The organism is Negativibacillus massiliensis (genome assembly GCF_900148495.1).
GTDB lineage: Bacteria > Bacillota > Clostridia > Oscillospirales > Ruminococcaceae > Negativibacillus > Negativibacillus massiliensis.
In genome coordinates this window covers 43102-59009 of record NZ_FTRU01000006.1, presented here as the reverse complement: position 1 = coordinate 59009, position 15908 = coordinate 43102, and the positions used below count along the sequence as shown (strand labels likewise).

15 protein-coding genes are annotated in these 15908 nt (G+C 45.9%); 10 read left to right on the top strand and 5 right to left on the bottom strand.

Annotated features, from left to right (window positions below; genetic code table 11):
* Positions 1–86 precede the first annotated feature (86 nt).
* On the bottom strand, positions 87–1280 hold the full coding sequence (gene nifS / locus BQ5375_RS01675) for a cysteine desulfurase NifS (RefSeq protein WP_022133095.1): 1194 nt from the start codon (positions 1278–1280) through the stop codon (positions 87–89).
* Positions 1281–1452: 172 nt separating this feature from the next.
* A complete protein-coding gene (gene rnhA, locus BQ5375_RS01670) occupies positions 1453–1902 on the bottom strand; it encodes a ribonuclease HI (protein WP_022133096.1) in 450 nt (149 codons plus the stop codon).
* A gap of 621 nt (positions 1903–2523) precedes the next feature.
* On the opposite strand from rnhA, the gene BQ5375_RS01665 reads away from it, so the two are divergent.
* The 8 genes from BQ5375_RS01665 to BQ5375_RS01630 all read left to right on the top strand — a co-directional run bounded on the left by BQ5375_RS01665 (position 2524) and on the right by BQ5375_RS01630 (position 13196).
* On the top strand, positions 2524–4470 hold the full coding sequence (locus BQ5375_RS01665) for a ribonuclease J (RefSeq protein ID WP_076917333.1): 1947 nt from the start codon (positions 2524–2526) through the stop codon (positions 4468–4470).
* A gap of 40 nt (positions 4471–4510) precedes the next feature.
* A complete protein-coding gene (locus tag BQ5375_RS01660; protein WP_083687465.1) occupies positions 4511–6565 on the top strand; it encodes a DHH family phosphoesterase in 2055 nt (684 codons plus the stop codon).
* Between the two features lie 39 nt (positions 6566–6604).
* Positions 6605–7045, top strand: a complete 441-nt coding sequence (gene rplI / locus BQ5375_RS01655) for a 50S ribosomal protein L9 (RefSeq protein ID WP_022133100.1) — start codon at positions 6605–6607, stop codon at positions 7043–7045.
* 86 nt (positions 7046–7131) lie between these two features.
* On the top strand, positions 7132–8481 hold the full coding sequence (gene dnaB, locus BQ5375_RS01650; RefSeq protein ID WP_022133101.1) for a replicative DNA helicase: 1350 nt from the start codon (positions 7132–7134) through the stop codon (positions 8479–8481).
* Positions 8471–9853, top strand: a complete 1383-nt coding sequence (gene tilS / locus BQ5375_RS01645) for a tRNA lysidine(34) synthetase TilS (protein WP_022133102.1) — start codon at positions 8471–8473, stop codon at positions 9851–9853. Before dnaB ends, tilS begins: the two co-directional genes overlap by 11 nt.
* Positions 9850–10398 carry a hypoxanthine phosphoribosyltransferase gene (gene hpt / locus BQ5375_RS01640; RefSeq protein ID WP_022133103.1) on the top strand — a complete coding sequence of 183 codons (549 nt, stop codon included), beginning with the start codon at positions 9850–9852 and terminating at the stop codon, positions 10396–10398. Before tilS ends, hpt begins: the two co-directional genes overlap by 4 nt.
* Before the next feature lie 83 nt (positions 10399–10481).
* Positions 10482–12443 (top strand): ATP-dependent zinc metalloprotease FtsH, encoded by a 1962-nt coding sequence (gene ftsH, locus BQ5375_RS01635; protein ID WP_235849969.1) that lies wholly within the window; start codon positions 10482–10484, stop codon positions 12441–12443.
* A 60-nt stretch (positions 12444–12503) separates the two neighbouring features.
* Complete coding sequence (locus BQ5375_RS01630) at positions 12504–13196, top strand: tyrosine-protein phosphatase (protein WP_022133105.1); 693 nt, start codon at positions 12504–12506, stop codon at positions 13194–13196.
* A 276-nt stretch (positions 13197–13472) separates the two neighbouring features.
* Here BQ5375_RS01630 and BQ5375_RS01625 read toward each other — a convergent pair whose 3' ends face one another.
* The 3 genes from BQ5375_RS01625 to rpmB all read right to left on the bottom strand — a co-directional run bounded on the left by BQ5375_RS01625 (position 13473) and on the right by rpmB (position 14310).
* Positions 13473–13790, bottom strand: coding sequence for a YbjQ family protein (locus tag BQ5375_RS01625; protein WP_022133106.1), 318 nt, complete (start codon positions 13788–13790; stop codon positions 13473–13475).
* The gene (locus BQ5375_RS01620; protein WP_022133107.1) at positions 13771–13974 is read right to left on the bottom strand and encodes a hypothetical protein; all 204 of its coding nucleotides are present in this window, start codon (positions 13972–13974) and stop codon (positions 13771–13773) included. Before BQ5375_RS01620 ends, BQ5375_RS01625 begins: the two co-directional genes overlap by 20 nt.
* A gap of 147 nt (positions 13975–14121) precedes the next feature.
* Positions 14122–14310 (bottom strand): 50S ribosomal protein L28, encoded by a 189-nt coding sequence (rpmB, locus tag BQ5375_RS01615; protein ID WP_022133108.1) that lies wholly within the window; start codon positions 14308–14310, stop codon positions 14122–14124.
* 242 nt (positions 14311–14552) lie between these two features.
* Between rpmB and BQ5375_RS01610 the strand changes: the two genes are divergently transcribed.
* Positions 14553–15185 carry a site-2 protease family protein gene (locus BQ5375_RS01610; protein ID WP_022133109.1) on the top strand — a complete coding sequence of 211 codons (633 nt, stop codon included), beginning with the start codon at positions 14553–14555 and terminating at the stop codon, positions 15183–15185.
* Between the two features lie 12 nt (positions 15186–15197).
* Positions 15198–15893 (top strand): segregation and condensation protein A, encoded by a 696-nt coding sequence (locus BQ5375_RS01605; RefSeq protein ID WP_022133110.1) that lies wholly within the window; start codon positions 15198–15200, stop codon positions 15891–15893.
* Positions 15894–15908 lie beyond the last annotated feature (15 nt).

Genomic DNA, 15908 nt, shown 5'->3' with positions numbered 1-15908 from the left:
CATATCATTTTTTATGTCTTTGTTTTGTGTCACAGGGGCGTTGTCCACAGCACATATTGTGCTGTTTACCCCTACAAACTTTAATTTTATAAATCGTAGGATACTTCGCCTTTCTGCATTGCTTCCCACAGTGGGCTCATCGAGCGCAGAGTGGATACGATCTCAGGCAGTTTCTCCAGAATATAGTCAACGTCTTCTTCGGTGTTAAAGTCGGACAGAGAAAGTCTGACCGAACCGTGAGCTACTTCATGCGGCAGACCGATTGCAAGCAGTACATGGCTTGGGTCAAGCGAGCTGGATGCACATGCAGAACCGGAAGAAGCAGCAATTCCTGCAAGGTCCAGACGCAGCAGCAGAGACTCGCCTTCAATACCAAGGAAGGAAATATTGCAGTTGCCCGGCAGGCGGTTTTCTCTTGGACCGTTCAAGCGGCACTGCGGAATCTTTTCCAGAATACCATCAATCAGACGGTCGCGCATCGCACTGACACGTTTTGTAGTTTCTTCCATTTCTTCGTTTGCAATACGGATTGCAGTACCAAGGCCTACGATACCGGCAACATTTTCGGTTCCAGCACGTTTGCCGCGTTCCTGTGCGCCGCCGTCAATCAGGCTGTTTAACGCAATTCCTCTGCGGCAGTAAAAAGCGCCGGTTCCTTTTGGACCATGGAACTTGTGTGCAGAAAGGGAGAGCATATCAATATTCATTTCTTTGACATCAATTTTGATATGTCCTGCTGCTTGTACTGCATCGGTATGGAACAGCACACCAGCCTCTCGGCAGATTGCACCAATTTCTTTGATTGGATGAATGGTACCGATTTCATTGTTTGCAAACATGATCGAAACCAGTCCGGTTTCGGGACGGATTGCTTTTTTGATATCCTCCGGATTAATCTGACCTTCGCGGTCTACCGGAATATAGGTAACTTCAAAACCTTCTTTTTCCAGACGCTGTGCAGAATGAATCAGTGCATGATGTTCGACAGCGGAGGTGATGAAGTGATTTTTGCCTTTGTTCTTTAAGGAACGCATGATCTCTTTGACCCAGTTGTCGGCTTCGGTGCCGCCTGCGGTAAAGATGATTTCAAATGGGTCGGCATTTAAAACGTCTGCGACCTCTTTTCTTGCCTTTTCAATTGCGCGCTTTGCCTGATTGCCAAAGCGGTAAAGGCTGGATGGGTTGCCGTACTCCTCGGTCAGGTATGGGAGCATCGCGTCAAGCACCGGTTTTGAAATTTTGGTGGTTGCTGCATTGTCGGCATAAACGAATCTTTCCATGAAACATCGTCCTTTCATTGTGCTAAAAATTTGTCTCTGCACCGGTTGAAAGTCGGCGGAAACATCCTGTTCCTCAGGATATCTTGATTATATACCAAAAAAGTGTATATTTCAAGAGGGAGAAGCAGAACAACCGCAAAAAATATGATAATTTTTTGTTGCAGAACGAAGGTTATGCTTTGAATTTCTGGGATTGGGCGACCGCAAGCTGATCACAGCGTTCATTTTCCGGATGACCGGCATGACCCTTGACCCAGACAAATTCGACGTTGTGAACTTCCAGAAGGGAAAGAAGCCTGTCCCACAAATCAGGGTTGAGAGCAGGTTCCTTTTTATTTCTCATCCAGGAGTTAGCCTGCCATTTTTTTGCCCATCCTTTCTGGATGGCGTCGATAATATATTTGGAGTCGGAATAGAGGGTGACATCACAGGGTTCCTTGAGTGCGGAAAGTCCGGCAATGACAGCGCTTAATTCCATCCGGTTATTGGTTGTGGAAGGGTCACCGTCCGAAAGCTCCTTATTTACACCCTTATATCGGAGAATAACGCCGTATCCGCCGGGACCTGGATTGCCTGAACAGGCACCATCGGTAAAAATCTCGACATGTTTTCTTTGTGACATGGCAAAAGTCCTTTCTGAAAGTCAAAAGATCGGAACCTGTTATAATCAGATTGTAGGCTTTATCAGCTGATCTTAAACCGATTCCTCTGTTTATTATATCTGATTCAAAACAGCAGCACAAGAGTAAACAGGAAAAAGCGGAGAATCGCGCATAGAAAAGGTCAAACTTCCCATACTGCCAAGAGAACAGTCTGGGGCAGGAAAGAAGGCTGCAAGAAGTACAGCAATACCTTGACATCTTTGGGTGGTCAGGGTACAATAAAAAAGAATACTTTATGATGGGTTATTTGCGCAGTAACAGGATATGAGAGGTATTTGCGCTAAAATAACAGATATGCTGATTACAGGGATGGCCCTGTTTTGATAAAAATATTATTTTTCAGAAAGGTTATTCTGAAAGCAAGACGAATCCGAAAAGCTTTTTTGAACGGATGCTTTTTCAGGGAACGGAAAATACATGAAAAAGCCAGATAAAAAGATATTGTTCGGAACAAAACAAATTACTTCCATGTTTTCCGTTTGGGAAAGAACAGAACAAGTACTGACAGGAACAAACAAGGTAAACGTATGAAAGAACGGACCAACGTGGAAACAACCAAGACAACTAGGAGGAATGGTTACATGAATGAAAAAAACACCAACGCTCCGGCTTCTGCACCAAAAAAGGGGCAAAAGCCGACTAGGCGTTATAACCGAAAACCAAAACAGCCGGCAGATATGCTGGAACAGGCTGTTCAGAGCGCGATTGAGCTGGTAAAAGATTCGGTGGGAAAAGGCGGAAAAACAGCTAAAACAAAAGACACCAACAAAAAATCCGCACAAAATAAGGGAAAACAGGAAAACAATAAGGAAAAAACCACTAACAATCGCACAGAAAACAGAGGACGCAAGAAAAAGGATAATTCCAAAAAGCCAATTGTCCGCATTATTCCACTGGGCGGCTTAAATGAGATTGGAAAAAACATGACCGTGTATGAGTGCGGAAACGATATGTTCATCATTGACTGCGGTCTTGCTTTTCCAGATGAAACCATGCTGGGTATTGATATCGTTATCCCGGATTTCACCTATGTTATTCAGAACAAAGAAAAAATTCGCGGTGTCTTTATCACCCATGGACATGAGGACCATATCGGCGGTATCCCTTATCTGATGAAGGAGATCAACGCCCCACTGTATGCAACTAAGCTGACAGTGGGACTGATTAAAAACAAACTCAAAGAGCATGGACTGAGTAATCAGGTTCGCATGACCGAAGTAAAACCAGGAGACGTTATCAAGGCAGGCTGTATGTCGGTGGAATTTATTCGGGTAAACCACTCGATTCCGGATGCTTGTGCGATGGCAGTTCATACTCCAGCCGGCATTATTGTACAGACTGGAGACTTTAAGGTCGATTATACTCCAATTGAAGGCGGCGTCATCGATCTGGGTCGTTTTGGAGAGCTGGGCAAAGAGGGTGTTCTGGCACTTCTGCCGGATTCCACCAATGTGGAGATGCCGGGCAGCACGCCGAGCGAGCGTACAGTAGGAGAGTCGTTTAACAAACTGTTCCAGATGGCAGGCGATCGCAGAATTATCATTGCGACCTTCGCTTCCAACATCCACCGAATCCAGCAGATCATCGATTATGCTGCAAAATACGACAAGAAAGTTTCAGTTTCGGGACGCAGCATGGTCAATGTTGTGGCAACCGCGATTGAACTGGGTTATCTGAAGGTTCCAAGTGGTGTTCTGGTGGATATCGACGTGGCAAACCGACTGCCGTTTAATGAAGTGGTGCTGATTACTACCGGAAGCCAGGGTGAGCCGATGTCCGCTCTGAGCCGAATGGCAATGAGTGAACACCGCAAGGTAAAGGTGACACCGAACGACTTTATCATTATTTCTGCCCGTCCAATCCCAGGAAATGAAAAATTTGTCAACCGTGTTGTTAACGAATTGCTTCAGCTGGGTGCAGAAGTCATCTATGAAAAGATGTACGACGTCCATGTATCCGGTCACGCATGTCAGGATGAACAGAAACTGATGATGGCTCTGACAAGACCAAAATATATCCTGCCGGTACATGGCGAATACAAGCACCTGAGAAAATATGCAATGGTTGCAAAACAGATGGGAATTGACGAAGATCATGTTATCATCCCGGCAATCGGACAGGTGCTGGAAACAGACGGAGAAGTATTCCGTCTGGGCGGTGAGGTTCCATCCGGTGCTGTCATGGTGGATGGCCTGGGTGTAGGTGACGTTGGAAGCATCGTACTGAGAGACCGCAAACACCTTGCTGAAGATGGACTGATTGTGGTGGTAGCTGCAATCAATACCAAAACCAAAAAGATCGTGGCTGGACCGGACATTATCTCCCGCGGCTTTGTCTATGTCAGAGAAGCTGAGGATATGATCAATGGTGCGAGGGATCTGGCAAAGAATACACTGGAAGAGTCGATGAACAACGGCGTTCGCGACTGGACCAGCCTGAAAAACCGCATGAAAGACGAGGTCAGCCGCTATGTTTACAACAAAACAAAGCGCAGCCCAATGATCTTGACCGTAATTCAGGAAGCATAGTGATTTACTTGTCCTTTGTGAAGGAAAGAAAGTATGTGACATGAGAAAACGATTATTTTTATTTGTACCACTGATGGTGGTACTGGGACTGGTCAATGTGGCAGCACTGGTCACAGCGCTTTTGTCCCAGAATCTGTGGATGTATGCAGGATTATTTATTCTGCTTGTGCTGACACTGCTGGTTTTCTATCTTTTGATGTCGATGAACAAGAGCATCAACAAGTTTTATCAGACGATGGAAAAACAGCTTTCTCCGTATACCAATAAGGCACTTCGAGATTTCCCTCTGCCGGTCCTGGTGACACGCCGCGGCGGTGAGGTCATCTGGTACAACAACCAGATGAGGGAAAAAGTGTTTGGCGGAGAGGACTGCTTTGGTCACGGTCTGGCAGAGTATTTTCCGAGCATTAACCTTCAGGCAGACTGTCCGGCACAGGGATATGGTGTCGAATATAAAGGTCACCAGTATACAGCATATCATGCGCCGACCGGTGAGGAAGAAAATCGCCTGAATGTAATTTATCTGATCGATGATGATAAGCTTAAACGCATAGCCAAAGAGTATTTCTCTTCTCGTCCGGTAGCGGCAATCATCCTGATCGATAACTACGAGGAGCTTTTGCAGAGCGCACGTGAAAACGAGCGCTCCCAGATCATGGGTGAAATCGAGTATCAGATCGAATGTTATGTCGAAAACTATAACGGTGTCATCAAAAAACTGGAGAAGGACCGTTATTTTGTAGCCTTTGAAGAGCGTTATATGCGTTCGATTGTGGAAGAGAGATTTACCATTCTGGATACTGTGCGCAAAATTAACGCAAACGATAAGATGCCGGCAACCCTCTCCATTGGTGTGGGCAGGGATGCCCAGAGCCTGCTCCAGGCAGAGAAATTTGCAAGTCAGGCGCTGGATATGGCATTGGGACGAGGCGGCGACCAGGCTGCGGTCAAGAACAAGAACGGTTACGAGTTCTATGGCGGCGTTTCCAAGGGTATCGAGAAGCGTACCAAGGTAAAGACCCGTATCGTTGCCGCAGCGCTGAGCGAGCTGCTCGACTCCTGTTCCAATGTCCTGATTATGGGACATCGTTTTGCCGATCTTGACTGTCTGGGTGCCGGAGTCGGATTGTATTACCCAATCCAGCAGATGGGCAAGCAGGTTAAGATCATCTTAAACAGCCGTGCAAACATGGTAAAACAGCTGCATGCAAGATTGCTAGAACAGGGATTTGAAACGGCGTTTATTGAGCCGGAGGTAGCGCTCGATTATGTCAGCGACGATACTCTTTTGATTATCGTCGATGTACATACCCCACACTTTATCGAAGCTCCGGAAGTTTATAAAAAGTGCAAGAACGTGGTGGTAATCGACCATCACCGTAAAATGGTGGACTATATCGACAATGCAGTTATTTTCCACCACGAGCCATACGCTTCCAGTGCGTCCGAAATGGTTGCAGAGCTGGTGCAGTATTTCGGCGATAAATTTAAACCGAACTCTGCCGCAGCAGAAGCGCTGCTTGCCGGTATGATGCTGGATACCAAGAACTTTATTCTGCGTACCGGCGTGCGTACCTTTGAGGCAGCAGCTTATTTAAGAAGGATGGGCGCAGATACCGTCGAGGTAAAACGCTTGTTTGCTTCCACCATGCAGGCTTATCAGGAGCGCTGCAAAGTGGTTTCTTCGGCGAAGATCTATCGTCGATGTGCGATCTGTTCTGTATCGCAGAAGATTGATGAAATCAAGATTGTTTCGGCGCAGGCTGCCGATGAGCTGCTTGGAATCGAGGATGTTGATGCATCCTTTGTATTCTACTATGAATCGGACAATGTGGTTGCCTATTCGGCAAGAAGTATGGGTAAACTCAATGTTCAGATTATCATGGAAAAACTTGGCGGCGGCGGTCATCTGACCATGGCAGGCGCCCAGACAAAGGGCATTGACCTGGAAGAGGGCAGAGCCCGCCTGTTACAGGCAATTGATGAATATTACGATACCCTGGAGAACAAGGATGAGCCAAAAGCACTGACTCAGTCTGAGCCGGGACCGGTACAGATGGTGCCGGAAGAGGTAAAGGAAGAGAAGAAGGCTTAGTTTGTTTTCAGGAAAATCGATGAAAGGAAGAAGAGGACAATGAAAGTAATTTTAACACAGGATGTAAAGGGAAGCGGAAAGAAAGGCGAAATGATCAACGCAGCAGATGGTTATGCAAGAAACTTCCTGCTTCCAAAAGGACTTGCAATTGAAGCAAACAACCAGGCAATCGGTGAGCTCAAAGCAAAAGAGGCTTCCAAACAGCACAAGATCCAGGTGGAAAAGGAAGCTGCTATGGCTTCGGCAAAACAGCTGGAAGGCAAAAAGGTCGTTGTAAAAGCAAAAGCTGGTTCCAACGGCAAGCTGTTTGGCTCGGTTACCACCAAGGAAATTGCAGATGCAATCGCAGCTCAGTACAAGGTAACCGTTGACAAAAAGAAGATCAGCGTCAACGAAATTAAAGCATTTGGCAGCTATACCGCAGAGGTAAAACTCTACACTGGAATTTCTGCAAAGATGACTGTTGAAGTTGGAGAATAAATAAGAAAAAGGGAAAGCCGTCTCGAGCTGTTTGAGACGGCTGCCTGTCTGTATAATACTTTTGAAGGAAAGGAGGAATCGGACAGATGGCAGAGGAAAATCTTGACTTTAACATAGAACAATTGCCGTTCAGTTTGGAAGCAGAACAGTCGGTGCTGGGTGCTATCCTGATTGAACCGGAGTGTATCAGCCGAGTTTTGGAGCTGCTTGTTCCGGAAAGTTTCTACCGTCCGCAGCACCAGCAGCTGTTTTCTATCATGCTGGGAATGTTTACCTCGGCTCAACCTATTGACTTTATCACAGTTTTGGAAAAAGCCAAGGCAGAACGAATCTTTGCAAGCGACGGAGATGCGAAGGTCTATCTGACCCAGCTGGTTCAGGTTGTTCCGAGTGCAGCAAACGTAGAAGCCTACGCCAAGCTGGTGCAGGAAAAATACTATATGCGTACCCTCATCAATGTGGCAAAAAGCATCATTACCAATTCGGAAAAGAGTGATGCAGATGCCAGAGGATTGATGGAATTTGCTGAGCAGAAGCTTTATGAAATCCGTCAGGGCAAGGATGCGACCGGTCTGGTTAAGGTTGACCGCGCAATTTTTGAACTGTATGACAAGCTTCAGAGAATATCGGGGGACGACAAAAAACAGTATGTCGGAATCCCAACCGGTTTTTCCGCACTGGACAGTTTGACGACCGGACTTAACCGCACCGACCTGATCCTGCTTGCTGCCCGTCCGGCAATGGGAAAATCCTCCTTCATGATGAACATTGCATCCAATGTGGCAAAACAGGGGCATGCAGTGGCAATCTTCTCGCTGGAAATGAGCCGGGAGCAGCTGATTACCAGAATGCTTTCATCCGATGCGCTCATTCAGGGTTCCCAGCTGCGAAGCGGAAACCTGAGTGTGGACGACTGGACCAAGCTTGCACTTTCGGCACAGACTATCGCCAAGATGCCGATGTACATTGACGATACCGCAGGCATTACAGTAGCGGAAATGAAGGCAAAGCTCAGAAGAATTCGCAATCTGGGTCTTGTTATCATCGACTACCTTCAGCTGATGTCTTCGGGCAGACGAATCGATAACCGTGTACAGGAAGTTTCTGAGATTACACGAAATCTAAAGGTAATGGCAAAGGAACTGGATGTGCCGATCATCACCCTCTCTCAGCTTTCCCGAAGCCCGGATAAGCGTACGGGAGATCATCGTCCGGTATTGTCCGACCTGCGTGAGTCCGGTTCTATCGAGCAGGACGCCGATCTGGTCATGTTTTTGTACCGTGATGAATACTATAACGAAGACAGTGAGGATAAGGGTGTCGCTGAGTGTATCGTTGCCAAAAACAGACATGGTGCTACCGATACGGTAAAACTTGCCTGGGATGGTGAGCACACCCGATTTATCAGCAGGGAGCTGTTCCGCGATGCGCCATAAAGTATTACAGACCATACAGCGGTACCAGATGGTACAAAAGGGAGATCACGTTGTGGTCGCGTTTTCCGGCGGAGCGGATTCGAGCGCACTGCTCACTCTGTTGTGGCAGCTACGAGAGGAGCTTTTCATCACGGTCAGCGCCTGCCATCTCAACCATCATCTGCGGGGAGAAGAATCCAATCGGGATGAAGCGTTTGTGCGTCAGTTTTGCACCGAGCATCATATCGAGCTTTCGGTACGGGAAATTGATGCACAGCGCCTTGCAAAAGAGCAGGGAAAATCAGTAGAGGCATTGTCCCGTGAAGAACGCTATCGCTTTTTTGAAGAGACAGCACAGGAGTTTGGGACTTCCACCAAGATTGCAACGGCGCATAATCTTAATGACAACGCGGAAACGCTGCTGTTTTACCTTGCAAGAGGAACGGGACTGAATGGTCTGGGAGCGATTCCACCGGTCAGGGGCAACATTATCCGTCCGCTGATTGAATGTTCCCGGGAAGAGATCGAGAACTTCTGTGACGAACAGAATATTTTGTTTGTGACCGACAGCACCAACCTGACCGATCTTTATACCAGAAACCGTATCCGTCACCGCATTATGCCCGAGATGCAGCAGTTAAATCCTGCCTTTTTAAAAAGCATTCTTCACTTGAGCGTTACGGCTCAGGCAGAAAATCAGCTGCTTGACCAGATGTGCAGCAAGGAATACCAGAGGATTGCGCTGCATGACCGGATGTATGCAGTGGACCGCAAGGAGTTTTTAAAACTTCACCCTGCCATGCAGAGGAGGATATTGCTGCACATGATGACAGAGCTTGGTCAGGAACCGGATTTCTGTAAAGTTCGGGAAATGCAGCAGAGAGCTTTGCAGGGAAGCGGCAAGACAGAACTTTGTTACGGGACGGCACTTTGTGCGGATGAGAAAAGTATTTGGATTGATACGGCGGTTTTTTACCCAAATCAGCGTCAACCTTATTTTGAACAGCCGTTTGCGGAAGGAGAAACCGTCTTATTTTCAGGAAAAAGTGTTTGGGTGAATTTTTATTCAGCAGAAGAATATAAACTTTTCTTTAAAAAAGACCCCAGCATCTTAAAAAATGCAATTGATTGTGATAAAATGAAGAATATTGCGGTATTCCGCCAGCGAAAGGACGGAGACCGCATTGCGGTATATAATAAACAAGGTTCCAAACCTTTAAAAAAAATGTGGAATGAGGCAAAAACGCCTCAGGAAAAACGATGGAGGAGCGTTGTGGTCAGCGACAGTGAAGGTGTTGTGTGGGTGGAAGGCTTTGGCGTATCCAAAAGAGCAATGCCGGACGAAAACAGCAAACGAATTGCGCTGATCGAGATTAAGGAGGATAACAGATGAAAAAGATGCAGGATGACATTCTGAAAGTACTTCTTTCGGAAGAAGAAATTTTGGCAAAAGTACAGGAAATTGGAAGACAGATTACAGAAGATTATCAGGACAAAAACCTGCTGATGGTAAGTGTACTCAAAGGTTCGGTTGTTTTTATGGCTGACCTGATGCGTTCGGTAGACTGCCACGCAAGAATCGACTTCATGTCCGTATCCAGCTATGGAAGCGGAACCAAAACCTCCGGTGTGGTTAAGATTATCAAGGACCTTGACCTGAACCTGGAAGGATATGACCTGCTGCTGGTTGAGGATATCCTTGACAGCGGCAAGACCCTTTATTATCTCAGAGAGATTCTCAAAGAAAGAAACCCAGCAAGTATCCGTATTGCTACCCTGCTCAACAAGCCTGCAAGAAGAGAAGCTGACATTGCACCGGATTATTCCTGCTTTGAAGTACCGGATGAGTTTGTGGTAGGCTATGGCTTGGATTTTGCAGAAAAATACCGCAATCTGCCATACATTGGTGTCCTGAAACCAGAAGTGTATGAGAAATAAATCAGGAACAGTAAAAATCATTTTGAGATAGGAGTGAATCATTCGTGCCGAGAAAGTCCAAAGGAATTATCATGTACCTGGCTATGTTCGGTCTGCTCATCGTGCTGTTGTTTGCGATGATGTCGATGGATAAGCCGGTTTCGACCATGAAATATTATGAGGTACTTGATTATTTCAAACAGGGAAAGGTGGAAGAGTACCAGATTGACTATGACAACGGCAATCTGACCATGAAAATCGAAGGCAAAAATCAGCCGGTTGAGTATCAGCTCGCAAGCATTTCCCAGTTTAATGAAGATGTAAAGCCATACATCGATCAGTATGAACAGACAAATGATACTACCTTTAAGAGAAACTATCTGCCGGCAAAAGAGCCATCGCTGATTTCTGCATTGCTGCCGACCTTACTTCTGTTAGGCGGTATGGCGGTGCTGTGGATTTTCATGATGCGTCAGGCTGGCGGCGGAGGCGGCAAGATGAATACTTTCGGCAAGGCAAAACCAAAGCCGGTCGAAGACGGACGCCGCGTCACCTTCCAGGATGTTGCTGGTGCAGATGAAGAAAAGGAAGAACTGGTAGAGGTTGTAGAATTCTTGAAGGACCCGAAAAAATTTAACTCTTTGGGTGCAAGAATTCCGAAAGGTGTCCTGCTGATGGGCCCTCCAGGAACCGGTAAAACCCTGCTTGCAAGAGCAGTAGCGGGAGAAGCTGGAGTTCCATTCTACTCCATTTCCGGTTCGGATTTCGTTGAGATGTTCGTCGGTGTCGGTGCATCCCGTGTACGTGACCTGTTTGATCAGGCGAAAAAGACCGCACCAAGCATCATCTTTATCGATGAGATCGATGCGGTTGGACGTCAGAGAGGCGCAGGCCTTGGCGGCGGACACGATGAAAGAGAACAGACTTTGAACCAGTTGCTGGTTGAGATGGATGGTTTTGGTGCCAACACCGGTGTTATCGTAATGGCAGCAACCAACCGAAGAGATATCCTTGACCCTGCACTGCTTCGTCCGGGACGTTTTGACCGTCAGATCGTGGTTGGCTATCCAGATGTAAAAGGCAGAGAGGATATCCTGAAGGTACACACTAAGAATAAACCACTGGGTCCGGATATTGACCTGAACGTCATTGCAAAAACAACCGTTGGCTTTACCGGTGCGGATCTGGAAAACCTGGTCAACGAGGCTGCACTGCTTGCGGCAAGACGCGGCAGAAAAGCAATCACCATGGTAGATATCGAAGAAGCAACCATCAAGGTTGTGGCTGGTCCGGAAAAGAAGAGCCATGTTGTTCCAGATAAGGATAAGAGACTGACCTGTTTCCATGAGGCAGGCCATGCAGTCAGCACCTATTACTGTGAAACACAGGATAAGGTACATGAGATTTCGATTATCCCACGTGGTATGGCAGGCGGATATACCATGAGTCTCCCAGAAGAGGACCGCAGCTATCAGACCAAAAAAGGTATGCAGGAAAACATCGTTACTCTGCTGGGTGGACGAATTGCAGAAAAACTGGTGCTGGATGATATCTCTACCGGCGCTTCCAATGACTTGGAGCGTGCAACCAAGATTGCAAAAGCAATGGTTACCCGCTATGGTTTCAGCGATCGCTTAGGTCCAATTGTGTATGGACAGAATGAGAGTGAAGTATTCCTGGGACGTGACCTGGGTCACTCCAGAGACTATTCCGAAACAGTTGCAGCACAGATCGATGAAGAAATCCGTGCTGTTATCGATGATGCTTACGATCAGTGTGAACAGATTCTGAGCGAGCATATGGATCAGCTGCATAAGGTGGCAGACTTCCTGTACGAGTTTGAGAAAATCAACGGTGCAGATTTTGACCGCCTGATGAAGGGTGATTTTGCAGTGTTTGAAGAACATCGCAGCAAGAAGGAGAAAGACTCCAAAAAGCCTGCAATTGAACAGAACAGTGCAGAACCTCAGAAAGAGCAGCCAAAGGCTTCTGATCCGGTTATCAATTTCCCATCCGGACAGGACATTGATGAAAAAGCAGCTTTTAAAGCAGACGAAAAAGAATAATACAAAAAATCAGCACAGACCGTAGCAGGCTGTGCTGATTTTGTATCTGGAGGGAAAGAGATGCAAAGAAGGATCAAAGTTGGCCAGATGCTTAATCTCAGGGATCTGGGTGGGTATGAAACAGAGGATGGAAGGATAACAGCATGGGGAAAATTGTTTCGCAGTGACCTTCCAGCAGGGCTGAAACAGGAAGATATTGAGCACCTGTTGTACTTAGGAATTATAACGGTGATTGACTTGCGAAGCGATATGGAAAGAGAGCGTCAGCCCGATCCTCTTTCCAGCGAGGGAAATTTCTCCTATTTTCCAATCCCAGCGTTTGGAAACGGAAGGCTGCCGACCGAGAATGAAGAAGTACCAGACACTTATCTGGAAATTGCCTTTGGAAAGGAAAGCATGTACCAGGTATTTAAGTGTATCCTGAAAGCAGAGCAGGCGGTATTGTTTCATTGTACTGCAGGTAAGGACAGAACAGGTGTGACGGCAGCACTGCTGTTGTTGCTGGCAGGTGTCTGCAAGGAGGATATTATTGCAGATTATATCCTGACAGGTCCATACCTTCAGAAAAAGATGAAAGCTTTATGTAAGCAGTATCCCGAGATTCCGATTCACTACCTGATGCCCAAAGCAGAGTATATGGAGACTTTTTTGGAAAAATTTGAAACAAGATTTCCCAATATTTGCGATTATTTTGCGTGGCTTGGTTTTAATACAGGTGAAATAGAGCAGCTGAAGAAAAAAATAAAGGGATAAAAAAGAAAGAGCGCCTCTTGAGAGACGCCCTTCCTTTTGTGGGAAACAGGTAATAACTGGTTGTCAAGAATTAAGGAGCTGATTTGGAAAATGAATTTGATCAGCTATATAAGTATAATCGAATCGGATAGGTCTTTCAATTGAAATTCACGAAAATCAGATGAATCACTAAAACATTCAATTTTTTCACAGCAAATTCACCTAAGAGAAGAAAAAATTGGCCATCCATTTGGATGGCCAGACCAGACTTTCAAGCTGGCCATATAATAGGCTATTTTAGTCTTCGATAAATTTTACAGCGGTTCCATAAGCAATGATTTCAGCAGCTCCCTGCATAATAGCGGAGGAAGCATAGCGAACATTTACAACTGCATCAGCGCCCAGACTTTCTGCTTCATCGACCATGCGCTTGGTAGCGATTGCACGGGCTTCGTTCATCATGTTGGTATAATCGCTGATTTCACCGCCGACAATGGTTTTCAGTCCGGAAAGGATATCGCGGCCAATGTTCTTGGAGTGAACGGTGCTTCCGCGCACCAGGGAAATGGTCTGCAGTTTTTTACCCGAAATGTAATCAGTATTTACGATAATCATCTTCGTCCTCCTCTTTCAGTTCCCGAATACGAGCAATAGCGACAACAATCATCGCGATGCTCAACGGGAGAAAAATAAACAGCAGAAGGGGAAGCAGCAGCATCACGATCAGAAAATACAGTAAAATAATCACGGTGATCACAATTGTAATGATAATCCCGGAACGTTTATGATTTTGTTTCATCAATCTCCCCCTCTAAACAAGGCAGAACCGAAAGGTTTCTGACTGTTTAAGCAGATGATATCACCGACTTTTATAAAAGTCAATATAAAACAAGAAAAAACAAAAAGCCGTCACCTAAAAGGCAACGGCTTGCTTGTTTTGTGTAAACTAGATAGCGCGGGTTACTTTACCAGAACGCAGGCAACGGGTGCAGGCGTGGATGTGGCATGGAGAGCCATTAACAATTGCCTTCACACGTCTTACATTTGGTTTCCAAGTTCTGTTAGATCTTCTATGAGAATGGGAAACCTTGATACCGAAAGTAACACCTTTTCCGCAGATATCGCATTTAGCCATTAGTCTGCACCTCCTTCTAACTCTTAACAAGTCAACATTCGTATTTTATCAGATTTCTTCTGAAAATTCAAGCCTTTTTTCAACATTATTTTAAAAAAAGGAAAATTAACAATTTTAGACGAAAGCAATCCCTTGTTTTTTACTATTTTGGAAGGTATAATGGGATTCAAAAGGAAAAGAATTGTTCTCCAAAAGGTCAATTCCTCTTGGAGAAAATGGGAGAAAAATAAGGAGTCGATGTTTTGTTAAGTATTAGTCCAACTACTATTATGATTCGAGCGCTGGTACTGTTTACCGCGATGCCTGTCCATGAGTGTGCTCATGGCTGGATGGCTGACAAATTGGGAGACCGTACAGCAAGAAGTTCCGGAAGATTAACCCTTAATCCGTTTGCCCATCTGGATTTGTTTGGAAGCATCCTGCTTTTGCTGGTAGGAGTAGGCTGGGCAAAACCGGTACCGGTCAATCCCTATTATTTTGACAAGGTAAGCCAGAAGGCAGGAATTGCCATTACCGCTCTGGCAGGACCGGTTTCGAATATTCTGATGGCACTGATCACCATGATTCTGGCAAAACTCAGCTGGATGCTGGGTTTGTCCTTTTTGTTTACGGTATTTTTGACTATGTGCAGCATTAATCTTGGACTTGCTGTATTTAATCTTATTCCAATCCATCCGCTGGATGGCTCCAGAGTGCTTTCCTACTTTTTGCCGTACAAGGCGATTCGTTTCTTGGAAGAGCATGAGCAGATTATTTATATGGTATTCATGGCAGTTATCCTGTTTACCGATGTGCTCAACGTCCCTCTGTCCTTTTTAAGCGGTATTTTGTTTAATGGACTGGATTGGTTTACCTCTTTGTTTATGCGCTTCTAGGAGGGCTCAGAGGTGGTAGAGCAGCTTTCATTTAAAATAGCCGAGGTGGAAGGTCCGCTTGACCTCATCCTTCAGCTGATCTCAAAACATAAACTGAATATCTATGATATCGAAATCACCAAGCTTCTGGAACAGTATCTTGCCTATATGGAGGAGGTACAGAGTCAGGAACTGGAGATTGCAAGTGAGTTTCTGGAGATGGCGTCCAGACTGGTATACATTAAATCGGTATCACTTCTGCCAAAACACGAGGAACTGGAAGAACAGCTCAAACGGGAACTGACAGGGCAGTTGATCGAATATACCCTTTGTCGTCAGGTGGCAGGGCTGCTTAAAAACCGCTATGTGGGTGATGAGTTGTTTTACCGTACCATGCAGCCAGTAACCAAAGAAGCACAGTATGAGCGTCACCACAAACCGCAGATCCTGCTGGAGGCGTATCTGTCCGCAGTAGGAAAGAAAAAACTCCCGGAAAACCCTCAAAAGGCCTTTGAACCAATTATGGCAAGAAGGGTAGTATCGGTAAATTCCAGAATCGTAATTATCATGAAGATGCTGTATAAACAGCGTCGTGCCCCATTTTTATCCCTGTTTGAACAGAGCAGTGACCGGGCAGATATTGTAGCGACCTTTCTGGCAGTTCTGGAGCTGGTTAAAAATAAGAGGGTTATGATTGAAGATGATGGAAAAACTGTCAGCCTGCTGTAAAAGCAACGGGGAGGA